Below are 15322 nucleotides of genomic sequence, written 5' to 3'. Positions count from 1 at the left end.
CGGCCGGGAGTGAAGGATGATGTTCGCCAGCCGCCGTGTGTCGCTCAAATTGAAGCTGCCCATGATCATGGTCGCAGTCACCACCACTTTTTTGGTGACGGTGTCTTTTCTTGTGTACCGCATGGCGGAAGACAAGATTGAGCATGATGTGTATCTGTCCAATGCTGCCACGGCCAACGCCGGTCAGCAGGCGTTGACCTCCCTGATTGAGGCGGTGCGGCGTGATCTTGTGATGACCGCCGACCAACCCACTACCTTCCGCGCCATCAGCAACTTTGATCGTGTCTACAAGATGATCGAAGAAGATCCGGTCACCTATCTGACACGCACCTACATCACCGAAAATCCCAATTCCGCAGAGGAGCGTGCGGCTTTGGTGGATCCGGGCGATGGCGAATATTACAGTCAATCGCACGCCAGCTATCACCCCACCTTCCTGCGGTCACTGCGGCTGAACAGATATGAGGACATCTACCTCTTCAATCTGGAGGGACGACTTCTCTATTCGGTACGAAAACAGGATGATTTTGCTCAGGATTTTTCCAGGGGACCTCTGTCTGAGACAGGGTTAGGACAGGCCTATCAGGGGGCCTTGAGCGCAGCTCCAGGCGATATTGTAACTGCGGATTTTGCGCCCTATGCCCCCCACGGCGATACGCCCGGTGCCTTCTTGGCCATTCCGGTTCTGAGCAAAAAGAAAGTGGTGGCGGGTGTTTTAGCGGTGCAACTCTCAAGCGCACGCGTGGCGGAGGTGCTGGCGGCAAGTGTTTCGCCTGAGGGGGATCAGAATCTCTATCTGGTCAGCGCCGATGGCGTTGCTCGCAGCCCGTCTCTGTTGCCGAACCAGTTTGAGGAGTTCGCCAATCTGAGCGCTTTGCCTCACATCCAATCTGCCATGTCTGGCACTGCGGATGTGCTGGAACACGCCCAAACGCTTGCTGGCCTTGATGTGATTGCACGAGTGATGCCGCTTAGTATCGCTGGGTTTGATTGGTCGCTCATCATGGAGACAGATCGAATTGCCGCATTTGCGGCGGTTCATCGCATTCGCCTTCTGGCGCTTTTGATGATTGCCTCTGCGGTGATACTGGCGGCACTCGTATCTTGGATGGCGGCACGGCGGGTGACCCGACCGATTGAAGCTCTGCATCAGGTCACGACAGCGCTCTCCGAAGGCGACTATGACGTCGATATATCTGGCACAACGCGACGAGATGAGCTGGGTGATCTGGCAAAGACGATCGGCGCTTTTCGGGATCGGCTCAAAATGGCGGACGAGGCGTCTGCTCGTGAGGCCGTCACTGCACGTAAAACAGCAGCGGTGGTCGATAGGATGAGCGAAGCGCTCGCCGAACTTGAACGCGGCAATCTGGCCTGTGATATCAAGGAAGCCTTTGTGGCGGATTATGAAGCGCTGCGGGAGACGTTCAATCACAGCCTGTCCAATCTGCGTGATCTGATGTCCAGCATTGTCGAAGCGTCCCAGAATGTGGGGCAATATTCCAACGAGCAGAAGTCTGCGGCCACGGTGATGGAGAAACGCACCGAAAGTGCCGCCGCCACCTTGGAAGACACAGCTAAAGCGCTTCATGATTTGTCCGATGGCGTGAAAACCACAGCGGATCGGGCCAATCGCGTGGATGATGCCATGCGCCATGCCCGCACAGAGGCTGAGAATAGTCGCGATGTGGTGGGGTCGGCAGTGGCCGCGATGGATGAAATTCAAAAAGCTTCAGATGAAATTGCGCAGACTATTTCCGTGATTGAGGATATCGCCTTTCAAACCAATTTGCTGGCACTCAATGCTGGGGTCGAAGCGGCACGGGCGGGCAGCGCAGGCAGCGGTTTTGCCGTAGTGGCCAGCGAAGTTCGGGCCTTGGCACAGCGCGCTGCAGCGGCGGCTGGCAAAATTCAGGAGTTGACGGCTGCCAGTGAAGATCAGGTGGCCAATGGCGTCGGGATGGTGGCGCGCGCGGGCGATGCGCTCAGTAAAATCATCACCGAGGTCAGTTTTGTTTCTGATCTGGTCAGCGAAATTTCAGATAGCGTGCGCGCCCAATCCTCTGGTTTGGATAACATCAATACTGCCATGAGAGATCTGGATGCCATGACGCAACAGAACACGGCCATGGCAGAAGAGGCGGCTGCCTCTAGCCAGATGTTGCAAGGCGAAGCACAAAACCTCGCAAGTATCGTGTCGCGGTTTGATGTGGGGCATGACACGGATATCTCTCCTGTTGAAGGCGCGGAGCCGATTCAAGCAACGGGCTGACTACAGTGCCCATTGGCATCACTTTGGGATGTCGCACCGCAGAAAACCTGCATGACAATCTCACAGGTCGCGTTTAGAACACACCGACATGGCCCCGTGGCTCAACTGGATAGAGCAGCCCCCTCCTAAGGGGCAGGTTGCAGGTTCGAATCCTGCCGGGGTCGCCACTTTCTTGTGTGCCTGTGATTGCCTAGGCTTTTGAGCTTGCCAGAAGAGGCTCAGGCCGGTTCTGTTTCTTCCAGAAGGCGTTTGAGCCGCTCGGACCAGTCTTCATGTGGCCAGCCGGATTTGCCCATCGCCTGAAATCCAAAATAGAGGTGCAGGATCATGTCGGCCAGATCGGCGCGTTGCGCTGAGGAGCTTCCCACGTCGCGCTTGTCCAGAACGGTTTTGATTGCCGCTTTCAGGCGCTGCGCCATGTCCTGGGTCTTTTCGGCCACCTTGGGATTCTCGGGGGCCACTTCGACCATGGCGTTGCAGATAAAACAGCCATAGCCTGATTTCGGACTTTGCGTGAACAAGGGCATAAGACAGTCACTGGCCTTGGCCGCAGTACAGCCCTCCAGCATGGCCACCGTGGTGGTGACCACTTTCTCGTCATAATGCTCCAGTGTTTTGAAGTAGACAGACTCCTTGTCCTCAAAAGCTTTGTAGAAGCTGCCGCGCGTCAGCCCCATCGCCATCAGCAGATAAGGCATATTGGTGGCCTTGAAGCCCTGACGCCAGAAAATCTCCATGGCACCGTCAATGGCCTGGTCAATGTCAAACTCTCTGGGTCGGGCCATGAGACCGCTCGCTTTCCTTTGTCATGAAGTTCACATCCATTTGATTTGTACCATTCGGTTCCTAACACTAATTGTATTTTCATTAGGGACCAAGCGGTTCCTAACGAGATTTAAAACCGAGAAGGAACTCCCATGTCTGTCTTCAAGTCTTTGATCACCGGTGCCGCACTTTCCCTTGCTGTTGCCACCTCTTCCATCGCAGCTGGCGTTGAGCTGAACGCAAGCTCCACAGGTCTCGCGATGCAGGGCTATGACCCAGTAGCGTACTTCACAGAAGGTGCCCCAACCAAAGGCGACTACCGGATCAGCTCTGTATACAACGATGCGACCTATCGTTTTGCTTCTGAAGAGCATAAAGCGGCTTTTGACGCAGATCCAGAAGCTTACCTGCCTCAGTATGGCGGTTACTGCGCCTTCGGCGCGGCCATGGGCTTCAAATTCGACGGCGACCCTGAGTACTGGAAAATCGTTGATGGCGAACTCTTCCTGAACCTGTCCAAAGACATCCAGCAGCGCTGGGAAGAAGATGTTCCAGGTCTGATCGCCCGTGCGGATGACAACTGGGTGAACATCGAAAGCAAATCCCCAGAAGAGCTGCAGCAGTAATCTGCATCGCTGATTTTAAGACCACCACTCCAATGGTCGACTGCCCTCGCCAGAAATGGCGGGGGTTTTTTGTTCTGATCCTAACGCACGGTCCCCTGTGATTGACGTTACGGTTGCGCTTGTCTATCACTTGGCCAAACCGTTGGGGTGTCCCACTTGAGGGGGCTGAGAGGCGCTGTTGCGTAAACCCATCGAACCTGATCCGGGCAATTCCGGCGGAGGGAACGGTGTCGTAAAATGATGACGTTTAGGCCGCGCGGAATCCCGTCTTTGACTGGGAGGCATCGCCTTGGCACATATCGCTTTGACAATCGCAGGATCCGACAGTGGCGGCGGCGCGGGCATTCAGGCAGATCTGAAAGCCTTCAGCGCATTGGGCACATTCGGAACCAGCGTGATCACCGCCATCACCGCACAGAACACAGAGGCCGTGACGGCGGTCCATCCGGTGCCGCTGGATGTGGTGCGGGCACAAATTGAGGCGGTGCTGTCTGATATCGGTGCTGATGCGATCAAGATTGGCATGCTGGCCACACCAGAGATCATCCATGAAGTCGCCGATGCACTGGCGGGCTTCACAGGCCCGATCGTGCTGGACACGGTGATGATTGCCAAATCCGGCGATGCTTTGCTGGCGGATGCGGCGGTGGCCACCCTGCGAGAGGTGCTTCTGCCCCGCGCCACGGTGATCACCCCAAATCTTCCCGAGGCCGCGCGCCTGCTGGAGACAGAGTTTGCCAAAGACGAAGCAGAGGTGATCGCACAGGGCCGCGCGCTGTGTGATCTGGGCGCGCAGGCGGTTCTGATGAAAGGCGGCCATGCCGCAGGCGACATCTGTCATGATTACCTCATCACCGCTGAAGGCGTTGCGTTGGAGCTCACCGCGCCGCGCCGCGCCACCAAAAACACCCATGGCACCGGGTGTACCCTGTCTTCCTCCGTCGCTGCCGGTCTGGCGAAAGGGATGACCTTGTCAGAGGCCGTGCGCGAGGCGCATGCCTATCTGCAGGGGGCCATCGCGGCGGCGGATGATCTCAATATCGGCCAGGGTCATGGACCTTTGCACCATTTCCACCGGGTCTGGCCTGCATGACGGTTTACTCTGTCATAGGGGCGGGCGTGGCCGGGTTGGCCGTGGCCACGGAACTGACCGAGCGCGGCGCGACGGTGGAGATCTATGATCCTGCCGGGCCACCGGGGCCACATGGCTGTAGCTGGTGGGCAGGTGGCATGCTGGCACCTTGGTGTGAGTATGAAAACGCCGAAGAGCCGGTGCTGCGGCTGGGACAAGAGGCCATCGGCTGGTGGGCGGCCCATACGGAGGTTACCCGCGCCGGCACGCTGGTGCTGGCCAACAAACGTGACCTGCCGGATATGCGCCGCTTTGCCCGCCGCACCGAAGGGTTTGTTGAAGTGGATCGGGCGCGCGTGGCCGCACTGGAGCCGGATCTGCATGGCTTTGGTCAGGGCCTGTTCTTTGAAGAAGAGGCGCATCTGGATCCACGCAAAGCTCTGCAGGATCTCTATCGGGGTCTGAAAGACAAAGGCGTGACCATCCACAAGCGCATCGCGCCCGCTGGGCTTCAGAATGCGATTGATTGCCGGGGCCTGTCCGCGCGCGAGTATCTCTATGATCTGCGTGGCGTGAAAGGCGAAATGCTGGTGATCCGCTGCCCGGATGTGGAGATCACCCGGCCGGTGCGGCTTCTGCATCCGCGTATGCCGCTCTATATCGTGCCGCGTGGCGAGGGCATCTACATGCTGGGGGCCACGATGATCGAAAGCGAAGACAGCAGCCGCATCACCGCCCGCTCCATGCTGGAACTTCTGAGCGCGGCCTATGCGCTGAACCCGGCTTTTGGCGAGGCGGAAGTGCTGGAAATCGGCGTGGATCTGCGGCCTGCCTTTCCGGACAACCTGCCGCGCATTCGCCGCCTTGGACACACCATTTATGCCAATGGGCTTTACCGTCATGGCTATCTGCTGGCACCTGCCTTGGCGCGCGGCGTGGCGGAGCTGGCCCTTCACAACACACATTCGGAGATGGTCGATGAAGATCGTGCTTAACGGAACCCCGCGCGAGGTGGCCTCTGCCACGCTGGCCGCGCTGCTGGAGGAGTGTGGCTTTTCTGGCCGCGTGGCGACCTCATGCAACGAAGTCTTTGTGCCGGCCACCTTGCGGGCCACAACCCCAGTGACAGAGGGCGACCGCATCGAGGTTGTGGCGCCCATGCAGGGAGGCTGACATGTCCAAAGAGTTTTATGGCGTCACCCTGCCCAATCCACTGATGCTGGGCACCGCGCAATATCCAAGCCCCGCTATTCTCGAAGAAGCGTTCCGGGCCTCTGGGGCTTCGGTGGCTACGGTTTCGCTGCGCCGGGAAGGCGCGGGCGGCACCGGACAGACCTTCTGGAAGATGATCGAGGATCTGGGCGTGCATGTGCTGCCCAACACCGCAGGTTGCCACACCGTCAAGGAAGCGGTGACCACGGCCCATATGGCGCGCGAGGTCTTTGACACCAAATGGATCAAGCTGGAACTGATCGGCCACACAGACAGCTTGCAACCCGATGTGTTCCAGCTGGTGGAGGCCGCGCGCATCCTCTCAGAGGACGGTTTTGAAGTTTTCCCCTACACCACCGAGGATCTGATCGTGGGGGAGCGTCTGCTGGAAGCAGGCTGTGAAGTGCTGATGCCATGGGGGGCGCCCATCGGCTCCGGCCGCGGGCTGAACAACATCTATGCCCTGCGGGCCATGCGGGCGGAATTTCCCGACGTGCCGCTGGTGGTGGATGCCGGCATTGGCCTGCCAAGCCATGCGGCGGCGGCGATGGAGCTGGGCTTTGATGCGGTCCTGCTCAACACCGCAGTGGCGCGTGCGGGCGATCCTGTGCAGATGGCGCGCGCCATGATGGCCGCCGTGGAGGCCGGACAGGCCGCCCATGAAGCAGATCCCATTGAAGCCCGCGACATGGCCGAAGCTTCCACCCCGGTGATCGGAAAGGCCTTTCTGTCATGAGCCTGCATAAATTCTACCCGATTTTTGATGATGTCAGCTGGCTCAAGCGCATGTTGCCGCTGGGTATCAAACTTGTGCAGCTGCGCATCAAAGACGCCACCGACGCGCATGTGCGCGCGCAGATTGCCGAAGCGCAGGCGCTGTGCCGCGCTCATGATTGTGTGCTGGTGATCAACGATTACTGGCAGGCCGCGATTGACCTGGGCTGTGACTGGATTCACCTCGGGCAGGAAGATTTGGACATCGCCGATCTCAAGGCCATTCGTGCGGCGGGGCTCAAGATGGGGGTCTCCACCCATGATGATGACGAGTTGGAGCGCGTTCTGGCAATGGCGCCGGATTACGTCGCGCTGGGGCCAGTCTACCCCACCATTCTGAAGAAGATGAAATGGCACCAACAGGGCCTGCCGCGTGTCACCGAATGGAAAGCCCGCGTGGGGGAGATGCCTCTGGTGGGCATCGGTGGCATGTCCGTTGAACGTGCGCCCGGTGTCTATGAGGCGGGCGCAGATATCGTCTCTGCGGTCACCGACATCACCTTAAATGCAGACCCTGAGGCGCGCGTGCGTCAGTGGCTGGAGGTCTCTGCGTGAGCCGCTATGCCCGCCAGATGATCCTGCCCGAAGTGGGCAGCCATGGTCAGGCCCAACTGGCCGACGCCCATGTGCTGGTGATTGGCGCTGGGGGGCTTGCGGCCCCTGCCTTGCCGCTTCTGGCTGGGGCAGGTGTGGGCCGCATCACCATCGTGGACGGGGATCGGGTAGAGCTTTCCAATCTGCACCGCCAAACTCTGTTTTCAGAGGCCGATCAGGGCCAGCCCAAAGCCGATGTTGCCGCCGCGCGCTGCCGCGCCCTCAACAGTGAGATCACGGTGGAGCCTGTGTTTGCGCGGCTGACTCCAGCGTCGGCACCGGACCTCGTGGAGGGCGTCACATTGGTGATGGATTGCGCAGACAGCTATGCCGTCAGCTACAGCCTGAGTGACCTCTGTCTGGCAAAGGCCATCCCTTTGATCACCGCCTCCGCGCTGGGATTGTCTGGCTATGTGGCGGGCGTTTGTGGTGGGGCTCCTTCGTTGCGCGCCCTGTTTCCGGAGGCTCCGCAGAATGCCGCAAGCTGCGCAACCGCGGGTGTGATGGGCCCTGTGGTGGCCATCATGGGGGCCATGCAGGCGCAGATGGCATTGGCTTGCTTGATGGGGCAGACCCCAAGCCCGCTGGGACAGATGGTGCAGTTTGACGCCAAAACCATGCGCAGCGCAGCCTTCCGCTTTGACGCCGCACCAGAGCCTGAACAGGCTTTTGCTTTTGTGGCCCCGCAGATGCTGGGGGCCAGCGACACGATTGTTGAGTTGCGCGATACGCAGGAGGCACCGATCCCGGCCCACCCGTCGGCGCTGCGGATTGCGCCTGCCGATCTCAAAGACATGTTGTCAGTGGCCGAGGGGCGGCTGGCGCTGTGCTGTGCAACGGGCCTGCGGGCCTGGCGTGCCGCAGAAAACACCCATGATATCTGGCCCGGCGAGATTGTCCTCGTCGCGGCTTCCGCTTCTTAGGATGAGAGGACACCACATGAAGCACCTGATCACCGCCGCGGCCATTTTTGCCGCCGCCCCGGCCATGGCCGCAGACAAGATGACCCTTCTGCTGGACTGGTTCGTCAACCCCGACCACGGCCCGATCATCGTGGCAGAAGAGAATGGTTACTTTGAGGAGCAGGGCCTTGAGGTGGAAATTGTACCACCTGCGGATCCGTCCATGCCGCCGCGCCTTGTGGCCGCTGGTCAGGCCGATCTGGCCGTGTCGTATCAGCCGAGCCTGCACCTGCAGGTGCATGAAGGTTTGCCGCTCAAGCGCGTGGGCACATTGGTGGCCACCCCGCTCAACTGTCTTCTGGTGATGAAAGACGGCCCAATCAAAACCCCTGCGGATCTCAAGGGCAAGAAGATCGGCTATTCCGTGGCCGGTGTGGAAGAGGCTGTGCTGGGCGCGGTGCTGGGCAAATATGGCGTGGATTTGGCCGATGTTGAGCTGGTGAATGTCAACTTCTCGCTTGGCCCATCAGTCATGTCCGGTCAGGTCTCTGCCGTGATTGGCGCCTATCGCAACTTTGAACTCAACCAGATGGATATCGAAGGCGCACCGGGCACCTGCTTTTACATCGAAGAAGAGGGCGTGCCCTCTTATGATGAGCTGATCTATGTGGCCAATCCAGACACGATGGATGCCGACAAAGTGGCGCGTTTCCTTGCCGCCACAGAGAAAGCCACGCAGTACATTGTGAACAATCCGGTCAAAAGCTGGGAAATCTTCTCTGCCACCTCTTCGGAGCTTCAGGACGAGTTGAACAAACGCGCTTGGGTCGACACGCTGCCGCGTTTCGCGCTGCGCCCTGCCGGCTTTGACGCGGGTCGCTACGCACGGTTTGAGGAATTCCTCAAAGACAGCGGCATGACCGACAGCATCAAACCCGTGTCTGATATCACCATCGATGTGACCGCACAATGAGCACGCCAGACTATGGCCGGGCCTTCGCGCTGATGCGCGAAGCTGCCGGAGAGGCATGGGGGGCTTACACCCGCCATGCCTTTGTCGAAGGGCTGAAAGATGGGTCACTGCCCCGGGAGTCTTTCCTGCACTACCTGCGTCAGGACTATGTGTTTCTGATCCATTTCTCCCGCGCTTGGGCGCTGGCGGTGGTGAAATCGGAAACCCATGAGGAAATGCTCGCCGCTGTCGCCACGGTCAACGCACTGGTGGCCGAAGAGATGCAACTTCATGTTGGTATCTGTGAGGCGGCAGGCATCCCGCAGGAAGACTTGTTCGCCACACCGGAGCGGCCTGAAAATCTGGCCTACACACGTTTTGTGCTCGAAGCGGGCTATTCTGGCGATCTGCTGGATCTGCTGGCGGCGCTGGCCCCCTGTGTGATGGGCTATGGCGAGATCGGCGCACGTCTGGGCGAAGAGAAATCCTCTGAGACCTACGCGGATTGGATTGGCACCTACGCCGGTGAGGGCTTTCAGGGCGATTGCGCCGCCGTTGGTCAATTGCTCGACAGCGCGCTGGAGCGTCGACTGGGCAAAGACTATGCCAACAGCCCGCGGTTTGCGACCCTCTGTGACAAGTTCCGTAAGGCCACGGAACTGGAAGTCAGCTTCTGGCAGATGGGTCTGACCCCATGAGCATGGCGCCCGGCATCACCTTGGCTGGATCCGCCACAATTGAGGGACGGCAGCTCTTTGCGCCGCTGTCGCTGACATTGGATGCCGGGCGCTGGACCTGCCTGTTGGGCGGTTCCGGTGTGGGCAAAACAACGGTGCTGCGCCTTCTGGCCGATCTGCCAACGGGTGCGGCGTTCGACGGCACCATTGCCGCCACCGATGAGCTGCCTGTGGCAGAGCGTATCGCCTATATGGCGCAAAGTGATCTGTTGCTGCCCTGGGCGTCGGTGGAAAAAAACATCACGCTGGGCGCGCGGCTGCGTGGCCAGCCTGGCGATGTGTCGCGGCTCGAACACTTGCTTGACCGCTGTGGTCTTCAGGATCACCGCCACAAGAAACCGACAGAACTCTCCGGCGGTCAGCGTCAGCGCGTGGCCCTGGCGCGCACCCTGATGGAAGGCAAGCCGATCATTCTGTTGGATGAACCCTTTTCTGCGCTGGATGCGCAAACCCGTGCCGCGATGCAGGATCTGGCGGTCGAACTGTTAGAGGGGCGCACCGTGATGATGGTGACCCATGATCCCGGAGAGGCGGCACGATTGGGCCACGCCATCCACGTCATGACCGCGACACAGCTGCAGGCCGTGACCCCGCCCCAATCGCCCGTGCCCCGAGCAGTGGATGCGCTTGACACGCTGACCTGTCAGTCGGCCTTGCTGAAACTTCTGATGGAGCAGGTTGCATGAAGGTCTGGCCTCCCTTTGCCGCCACAATCTTTGCGCTTGTCGTCTGGCAGAGCATCGTCACCGCAACAGGCGTGCAGAAGTTCATCCTGCCGGGGCCCGCGCTCGTGGCCGAGGCGTGGTGGACCAACCGGCTGGTGATTGCCGAGCACACGTTGGTGACCTTGCAGGAAATTTTGCTGGGCATGGCCATTGGCACAACGCTGGGCATTGCCACTGCATTGCAACTGGCCACCTCCAAGACCGCCCGCACCTTGATACAGCCCATTCTGGTCTTCACACAGGCTTTGCCTGTGTTTGCTCTGGCCCCCATCCTGACGCTTTGGCTGGGCTTTGGCCTATGGTCGAAAATCGCCATGGCCGTTCTGATCATCTATTTCCCGGTGACCTCTGCCTTTTTTGACGGCTTGATGCGCACCCCACCGGGCTATCTGGATCTGGCGAAAACCATGCAGGCCAACCCCAACCGGATCCTGTGGCAGATCCGGGTGCCAGCGGCCTTGCCCAATCTGGGAGCAGGTGTGCGATTGGCAGCAGTTTATGCACCGATTGGGGCGGTCATCGGCGAGTGGGTCGGGGCGTCGCGCGGGCTCGGGGCGCTGATGATCATGTCCAATGGGCGCGCCAAAACCGATCTGATGTTTGCGGCCATGCTGACGCTGGGTGTGCTCTCTGTTCTGCTCTATCTGGCGGCGGCAAAACTAACGCGCAGACTGGGGGATCGCGAAACCTGATCGCGCGCTTGCCGGCCCACGCAGCATTGCATACAGGAATAAACTCCTGATTGTTTTGTGAAATCTTCCTCGCGCAGTCATTGGGGAAATTGTCATCACAAAGTGAATTTTTTCGATACAAATGTATTTTTTTCGCTTTGTGATGACGTCTGCCGCTTTTGGTTAAGACATCTTTAACCACCTACTGCCAAGCAAATGGGTATTCATATTTCTTGGCACGTGACCCCAACGCCTATGGCAGAATTGCGCATCACTCGAAAATATCTCCGCCTGCGCAGCGGCATTGCTCTTGGGATTGTTCTTCTGGCATCCATCACGGCGATGTCGGTGGCCTTTATTGGGCGTGAAAACGTGGCCACCCGAACAGAGAACACCTCCAGCATTGATATGGTCCTACTGTCTCTGTCTGAATTGTCTCTGGCGTTCTATGAACTCAAGGAAACCGAAGGCAACAGGCGCGTGGTATCCTCACGCGGGCAGGTGCGGCGTGCGGCTCATTCCGCACAGGTGGCTTTGGATCAGATTTCGGCGCCCGATGCGTTAATTGGCTTTTCCCCAAATGCGCAGAAAATTCTGACGCAGGAAACGCTCAATCCGCTTCTAGAGCTCGAAGAAATTCTGTTTATGGCCGAGATCGTTGTGGATCCACGCAATTCGGATCTGAATATTGAACGTGCGGCCAGTCTGGCGGCGGATTTGTCTGTGCGGCTTTTGCCAATTTTCAATCGGATCCGTCAGGTCGAAATGGACGCGGGCGAGCAGGCTGCAGATCGCCAGTTGCTGTATGGTGTTGGCGCGCTTTTGATCACCTTGTTGGGGGTGGGCGTTGCGGCGCGGTTTGTCTTCCTCCCGATGGAGCGCTACGTGATTGGGGCGCAGAGTGAAATTCACCGCAGTCGAAAGGCCGCCGAGGCGGCTTCTGAGTCCAAATCGATGTTTTTGGCTACCATGAGCCATGAAATCCGCACCCCTTTGAACGGGGTGCTAGGGCTTGCCGACGTGCTTGCAGAGACCAAGCTGGACGATGAACAGGAACGGATGGTGTCCATGATCTCCACCAGTGGGCAGTCCCTGCTGCAGCTGATCAACGATGTATTGGACCTCGCCAAGTTTGAGGCCGGCAAAATGGTGCTCGAATACAAAGACTTCAATCTACACGAGATGTGCACTGAAGTGGCGGAACTGTTTTCAGGACAGGCGGTGAAACGCGATGTTGTGTTGCAGGTCTTTCCGCAGCAGTCAGGTGCCGACTGGCATGTGCATGGAGCGCCCAATGCGGTGCGTCAGGTGTTGACCAATCTGGTGGGAAATGCCGTCAAATTTACCGAAAATGGGACGGTTTCGATTTGTCTGGAAAATGTCGAGGATCGCGCAGGTGCACAGCGCCTTGTCCGGCTCTCCGTCAAAGATCAGGGCATCGGCATCGCACCGGAGGCTTTGGGGCGCATCTTTGGGCAGTTTGAACAGGCGGACGCGTCTACCACGACACAGTTTGGCGGAACTGGTCTTGGCCTTGCCATCGTGAAGCGTCTGACAGAAGCTATGCAAGGGCGTGTGCATGTGGACAGCATGCAGAACGAAGGGTCGGTTTTCAGTATTACTTTCCCGGTTGAGACGGCGAAATCTGCGCCAGAGCGCCCACTCAACCTACGGCCCTGTCACTTTGAAAAGCGAGTTTTGGTCGCTGATGACAACAGGGTCAATCAGCTGGTGGCGCAGAAGTTGCTGCAAAACCTCGGGTGTGAGGTCAAAACGGTCTCCAATGGCGTTGAAGCTGTTGCAGAGGCACGCAGTTGGGGGCCAGATCTCATTCTCATGGATGTGCGGATGCCCAAGATGGACGGGGTGCAGGCCACGCGCGCCATTCGAGATGAGCCTGACTGTGCGGATACAGCTGGCCTGCCGATTATTGGGTTATCCGCCAATGCTCTTAGCGAATATGAAGGCCATTGTGTGGCTGCTGGCATGAACGGATATTTGCAAAAACCGATCAATCGCAAAACTCTGGTTCGGGAACTTCTACGGCATTGGCCGGAAGATACACAAGATGGTGAACAGGTGCGGCGATGCGTATGATCAAACGGCCCACCTTGATGTTGCTTCTTGGATTATGTGGGGTCTTCTCGACCGCTCTACGTGCGCAGACAGAGGACGCTGACGTCTGGTTTTACACGTGGCAGGCCACGATCCCACCAGAGGTGATTGTCGGCTTTGAGCGCGAACGCGGGATCAAACTGATCGTAGACAGCTTTTCTGTCGCCGACGAAGCTGAGGCGCGTCTGGCATCCGGTTGGACGGGGTATGATCTGGCGATCTTACCTGTAGAGGCCGTTCCGCGGATGGCAAAAATGGGCGCTTTGCAGGACTTGTCTGTGTTTAATTTTACCTCATCCTACGCGGCCAATACGTGGCTGACTGAGAAGATCCGTACGGCGGCGCCGGGGGTGCTGGATTATGCCCTGCCTGTCATGTGGGGCTCCACGGGCCTGGCTCTGGACAAAGCTGAGATAGAAAAACGTCTGCCCGATACGCCTATGGACAGCTGGGAACTATTGTTTGATCCGCAAAATGCGGAGGTACTCAGCGAGTGCGGCATTTCCATCGTGGATTCGGTGCAGGAGGTGGTGGCGACGGCGCTACACTATCTGGGGCGGGATCCCAATTCCATGTCCAGCGCAGATCTCGACGCGGCTTTTGAGACCTTGTCCGCGATTATGCCCTATGTGACCACGGTCACGGGCAATCAATACGCACAGTTCAAACGTGGGCAAATCTGTATGGCGCTCACCTGGAGCAGCACGGGGATTGCGCCAGAAATATACGGTTTTGACGTCCCCTATCGCTACACGGTTCCGAAAGAAGGCGGGGTCATGTGGGCGGATACGGTTGTTGCTCCGGCTGGCAAGACGGCGCGTAAAAACGCAGAAGATGTAATGGCCTATTTCATGTCCAAGAGCGTGGCCCCCGAAATTGCCTCTTACGCTTTGGCCAATTTGGCCGCGCAGAATCTGGACAACAGCCGGGGTGACGTTCAGGAGAAAATCATGCGCTTGGCCTTGCCGATGGACCAGCGAGAGACCCTATTTGTGTTGGGCCCCAAAACCGGCGCGGAAAAGCGTGAGTTGGATCGGCGCTGGCGTCGTCTCTTGATGGGCCAGTAACCAACAGAACAGCGTGTGATCTGTGTCTGGTACCTTCCGATAGGGGAAACCCTCAGTAAGAGACAGGCCCGTCAGCTTTATTGAGCATCACACCCAGTATGGGCTTCACCTCAGACAGGATCTGCTCCACCTTGGTGATGTCTTCCGCAGTGGAAACACCTCCACCGGCCACCACCAGCACCGCATCCACATTGGGCAGAAATCCAAGCACATCGTCAAATTCCAGCGCCGGAGGCATGTCAAACAGCATCAGCTCCGGACAAAGCGCCTCTTCGAGTTCTTCCAGAACCTCTGCGGTGATGTCATTCTGAAACAGCTCTGCTGAGGTGTCGCTGGCTGTATCATTGAGGGCGAGGGCAAGATTTGGGCGCACCTTCTGAACAAAATTTTCCGGCGCGATCATTCCACTGAGATAGTCGGCCATACTGTCCGTCGCAGGCACCCCCAGCATGTCATGCAGACTGGGCGCGCGCAGATCCATATCCAGCATCACGGTGCGCACAGTTTCCAGCCGCGCCACGGCCAGCGCCAGATTGGCGGTGACAAAGCTGCTGCCACAGCCGCGTGTGGGGGCGGTGACCGCCACGCGAGTCCAGCCCTTTTCATTCAGGGCCTGCAACAGACGTGTGCGCAGCATATCAAACGCGGTATGTGCAGGATGCGCGCGGGTCACGCTGATCAGATGATTGTCCACCAAAGCCGCCTCGCTGATGGCGGCAGGTTTGAGATTCTCCCAGAACACCTCCGGGTCATGCAGCGCAGGCAGGCGCGCCTCCTGCTCGGCCTGTGGCTCGGAAAGATCCATATCCTGCGGGGTGTCTGTGCTCATGGCGGATGT

General features: G+C 58.6%; 16 protein-coding genes, 1 tRNA gene and 1 riboswitch. Of the genes, 15 read left to right on the top strand and 2 right to left on the bottom strand.

Going from position 1 to position 15322, the window contains the following annotated elements:
- Positions 1-16 precede the first annotated feature (16 nt).
- Together J7382_RS14310 and J7382_RS14305 are read left to right on the top strand one after the other, a co-directional pair.
- Positions 17-2272 carry a methyl-accepting chemotaxis protein gene (locus J7382_RS14310; RefSeq protein WP_247745018.1) on the top strand — a complete coding sequence of 752 codons (2256 nt, stop codon included), beginning with the start codon at positions 17-19 and terminating at the stop codon, positions 2270-2272.
- A gap of 90 nt (positions 2273-2362) precedes the next feature.
- A tRNA-Arg gene (locus J7382_RS14305) sits at positions 2363-2439 on the top strand.
- 51 nt (positions 2440-2490) lie between these two features.
- Here the strand turns inward: J7382_RS14305 and J7382_RS14300 are convergent.
- On the bottom strand, positions 2491-3057 hold the full coding sequence (locus J7382_RS14300) for a TetR/AcrR family transcriptional regulator (RefSeq protein WP_209069703.1): 567 nt from the start codon (positions 3055-3057) through the stop codon (positions 2491-2493).
- Between the two features lie 132 nt (positions 3058-3189).
- Between J7382_RS14300 and J7382_RS14295 the strand changes: the two genes are divergently transcribed.
- The 13 genes from J7382_RS14295 to J7382_RS14235 all read left to right on the top strand — a co-directional run bounded on the left by J7382_RS14295 (position 3190) and on the right by J7382_RS14235 (position 14484).
- Positions 3190-3663, top strand: coding sequence for a YHS domain-containing (seleno)protein (locus J7382_RS14295; RefSeq protein ID WP_209069702.1), 474 nt, complete (start codon positions 3190-3192; stop codon positions 3661-3663).
- 133 nt (positions 3664-3796) lie between these two features.
- Positions 3797-3904, top strand: a riboswitch (TPP riboswitch).
- Positions 3905-3952: 48 nt separating this feature from the next.
- Positions 3953-4756, top strand: coding sequence for a bifunctional hydroxymethylpyrimidine kinase/phosphomethylpyrimidine kinase (gene thiD, locus J7382_RS14290; protein WP_209069701.1), 804 nt, complete (start codon positions 3953-3955; stop codon positions 4754-4756).
- Positions 4753-5730, top strand: a complete 978-nt coding sequence (locus J7382_RS14285; RefSeq protein ID WP_209069700.1) for an FAD-dependent oxidoreductase — start codon at positions 4753-4755, stop codon at positions 5728-5730. The genes thiD and J7382_RS14285 overlap by 4 nt, the downstream gene beginning before the upstream one ends.
- Positions 5714-5908, top strand: coding sequence for a sulfur carrier protein ThiS (thiS, locus tag J7382_RS14280; protein ID WP_058238500.1), 195 nt, complete (start codon positions 5714-5716; stop codon positions 5906-5908). The genes J7382_RS14285 and thiS overlap by 17 nt, the downstream gene beginning before the upstream one ends.
- A gap of 1 nt (position 5909) precedes the next feature.
- Positions 5910-6683: a thiazole synthase gene (locus J7382_RS14275; protein ID WP_058238499.1), complete on the top strand. Its 774-nt coding sequence runs from the start codon at positions 5910-5912 to the stop codon at positions 6681-6683.
- Positions 6680-7276: a thiamine phosphate synthase gene (locus tag J7382_RS14270; protein ID WP_209069699.1), complete on the top strand. Its 597-nt coding sequence runs from the start codon at positions 6680-6682 to the stop codon at positions 7274-7276. The genes J7382_RS14275 and J7382_RS14270 overlap by 4 nt, the downstream gene beginning before the upstream one ends.
- Positions 7273-8238 (top strand): HesA/MoeB/ThiF family protein, encoded by a 966-nt coding sequence (locus tag J7382_RS14265; protein ID WP_209069698.1) that lies wholly within the window; start codon positions 7273-7275, stop codon positions 8236-8238. The genes J7382_RS14270 and J7382_RS14265 overlap by 4 nt, the downstream gene beginning before the upstream one ends.
- A 16-nt stretch (positions 8239-8254) precedes the next feature.
- Positions 8255-9190, top strand: a complete 936-nt coding sequence (locus J7382_RS14260; RefSeq protein WP_209069697.1) for an ABC transporter substrate-binding protein — start codon at positions 8255-8257, stop codon at positions 9188-9190.
- Positions 9187-9867 (top strand): thiaminase II, encoded by a 681-nt coding sequence (gene tenA, locus J7382_RS14255; protein ID WP_209069696.1) that lies wholly within the window; start codon positions 9187-9189, stop codon positions 9865-9867. Before J7382_RS14260 ends, tenA begins: the two co-directional genes overlap by 4 nt.
- The gene (locus J7382_RS14250) at positions 9864-10592 is read left to right on the top strand and encodes an ABC transporter ATP-binding protein (RefSeq protein ID WP_209069695.1); all 729 of its coding nucleotides are present in this window, start codon (positions 9864-9866) and stop codon (positions 10590-10592) included. The genes tenA and J7382_RS14250 overlap by 4 nt, the downstream gene beginning before the upstream one ends.
- Positions 10589-11323: an ABC transporter permease gene (locus J7382_RS14245; protein ID WP_209069694.1), complete on the top strand. Its 735-nt coding sequence runs from the start codon at positions 10589-10591 to the stop codon at positions 11321-11323. Before J7382_RS14250 ends, J7382_RS14245 begins: the two co-directional genes overlap by 4 nt.
- 234 nt (positions 11324-11557) lie before the next feature.
- Positions 11558-13399, top strand: coding sequence for an ATP-binding protein (locus J7382_RS14240; RefSeq protein ID WP_209069693.1), 1842 nt, complete (start codon positions 11558-11560; stop codon positions 13397-13399).
- Complete coding sequence (locus tag J7382_RS14235) at positions 13390-14484, top strand: extracellular solute-binding protein (RefSeq protein ID WP_209069692.1); 1095 nt, start codon at positions 13390-13392, stop codon at positions 14482-14484. The genes J7382_RS14240 and J7382_RS14235 overlap by 10 nt, the downstream gene beginning before the upstream one ends.
- Positions 14485-14536: 52 nt before the next feature.
- Here the strand turns inward: J7382_RS14235 and J7382_RS14230 are convergent, their stop codons facing one another.
- Positions 14537-15313 carry a CpsD/CapB family tyrosine-protein kinase gene (locus J7382_RS14230; protein WP_209069691.1) on the bottom strand — a complete coding sequence of 259 codons (777 nt, stop codon included), beginning with the start codon at positions 15311-15313 and terminating at the stop codon, positions 14537-14539.
- Between the last annotated feature and the right edge of the window lie 9 nt (positions 15314-15322).

It is taken from the genome of Shimia sp. R11_0 (genome assembly GCF_017744035.1).
Lineage (GTDB): Bacteria > Pseudomonadota > Alphaproteobacteria > Rhodobacterales > Rhodobacteraceae > Shimia > Shimia marina.
The sequence above is the reverse complement of the archived record's forward strand: the minus strand, read 5'-3'. Positions and strand labels throughout refer to the sequence as shown.

Excerpts from the sequence above, each read along its gene's own strand:
- J7382_RS14285 (WP_209069700.1), top strand. The coding sequence starts at position 4,753 with ATGACGGTTTACTCTGTCATAGGGGCGGGCGTGGCCGGGTTGGCCGTG.
- J7382_RS14250 (WP_209069695.1), top strand. The coding sequence starts at position 9,864 with ATGAGCATGGCGCCCGGCATCACCTTGGCTGGATCCGCCACAATTGAG.
- J7382_RS14260 (WP_209069697.1), top strand. The coding sequence starts at position 8,255 with ATGAAGCACCTGATCACCGCCGCGGCCATTTTTGCCGCCGCCCCGGCC.
- J7382_RS14235 (WP_209069692.1), top strand. The coding sequence starts at position 13,390 with ATGCGTATGATCAAACGGCCCACCTTGATGTTGCTTCTTGGATTATGT.
- J7382_RS14240 (WP_209069693.1), top strand. The coding sequence starts at position 11,558 with ATGGCAGAATTGCGCATCACTCGAAAATATCTCCGCCTGCGCAGCGGC.
- J7382_RS14275 (WP_058238499.1), top strand. The coding sequence starts at position 5,910 with ATGTCCAAAGAGTTTTATGGCGTCACCCTGCCCAATCCACTGATGCTG.
- J7382_RS14295 (WP_209069702.1), top strand. The coding sequence starts at position 3,190 with ATGTCTGTCTTCAAGTCTTTGATCACCGGTGCCGCACTTTCCCTTGCT.
- J7382_RS14310 (WP_247745018.1), top strand. The coding sequence starts at position 17 with ATGATGTTCGCCAGCCGCCGTGTGTCGCTCAAATTGAAGCTGCCCATG.
- J7382_RS14245 (WP_209069694.1), top strand. The coding sequence starts at position 10,589 with ATGAAGGTCTGGCCTCCCTTTGCCGCCACAATCTTTGCGCTTGTCGTC.
- J7382_RS14300 (WP_209069703.1), bottom strand. The coding sequence starts at position 3,057 with ATGGCCCGACCCAGAGAGTTTGACATTGACCAGGCCATTGACGGTGCC.
- thiS (WP_058238500.1), top strand. The coding sequence starts at position 5,714 with ATGAAGATCGTGCTTAACGGAACCCCGCGCGAGGTGGCCTCTGCCACG.
- tenA (WP_209069696.1), top strand. The coding sequence starts at position 9,187 with ATGAGCACGCCAGACTATGGCCGGGCCTTCGCGCTGATGCGCGAAGCT.
- J7382_RS14270 (WP_209069699.1), top strand. The coding sequence starts at position 6,680 with ATGAGCCTGCATAAATTCTACCCGATTTTTGATGATGTCAGCTGGCTC.
- J7382_RS14230 (WP_209069691.1), bottom strand. The coding sequence starts at position 15,313 with ATGAGCACAGACACCCCGCAGGATATGGATCTTTCCGAGCCACAGGCC.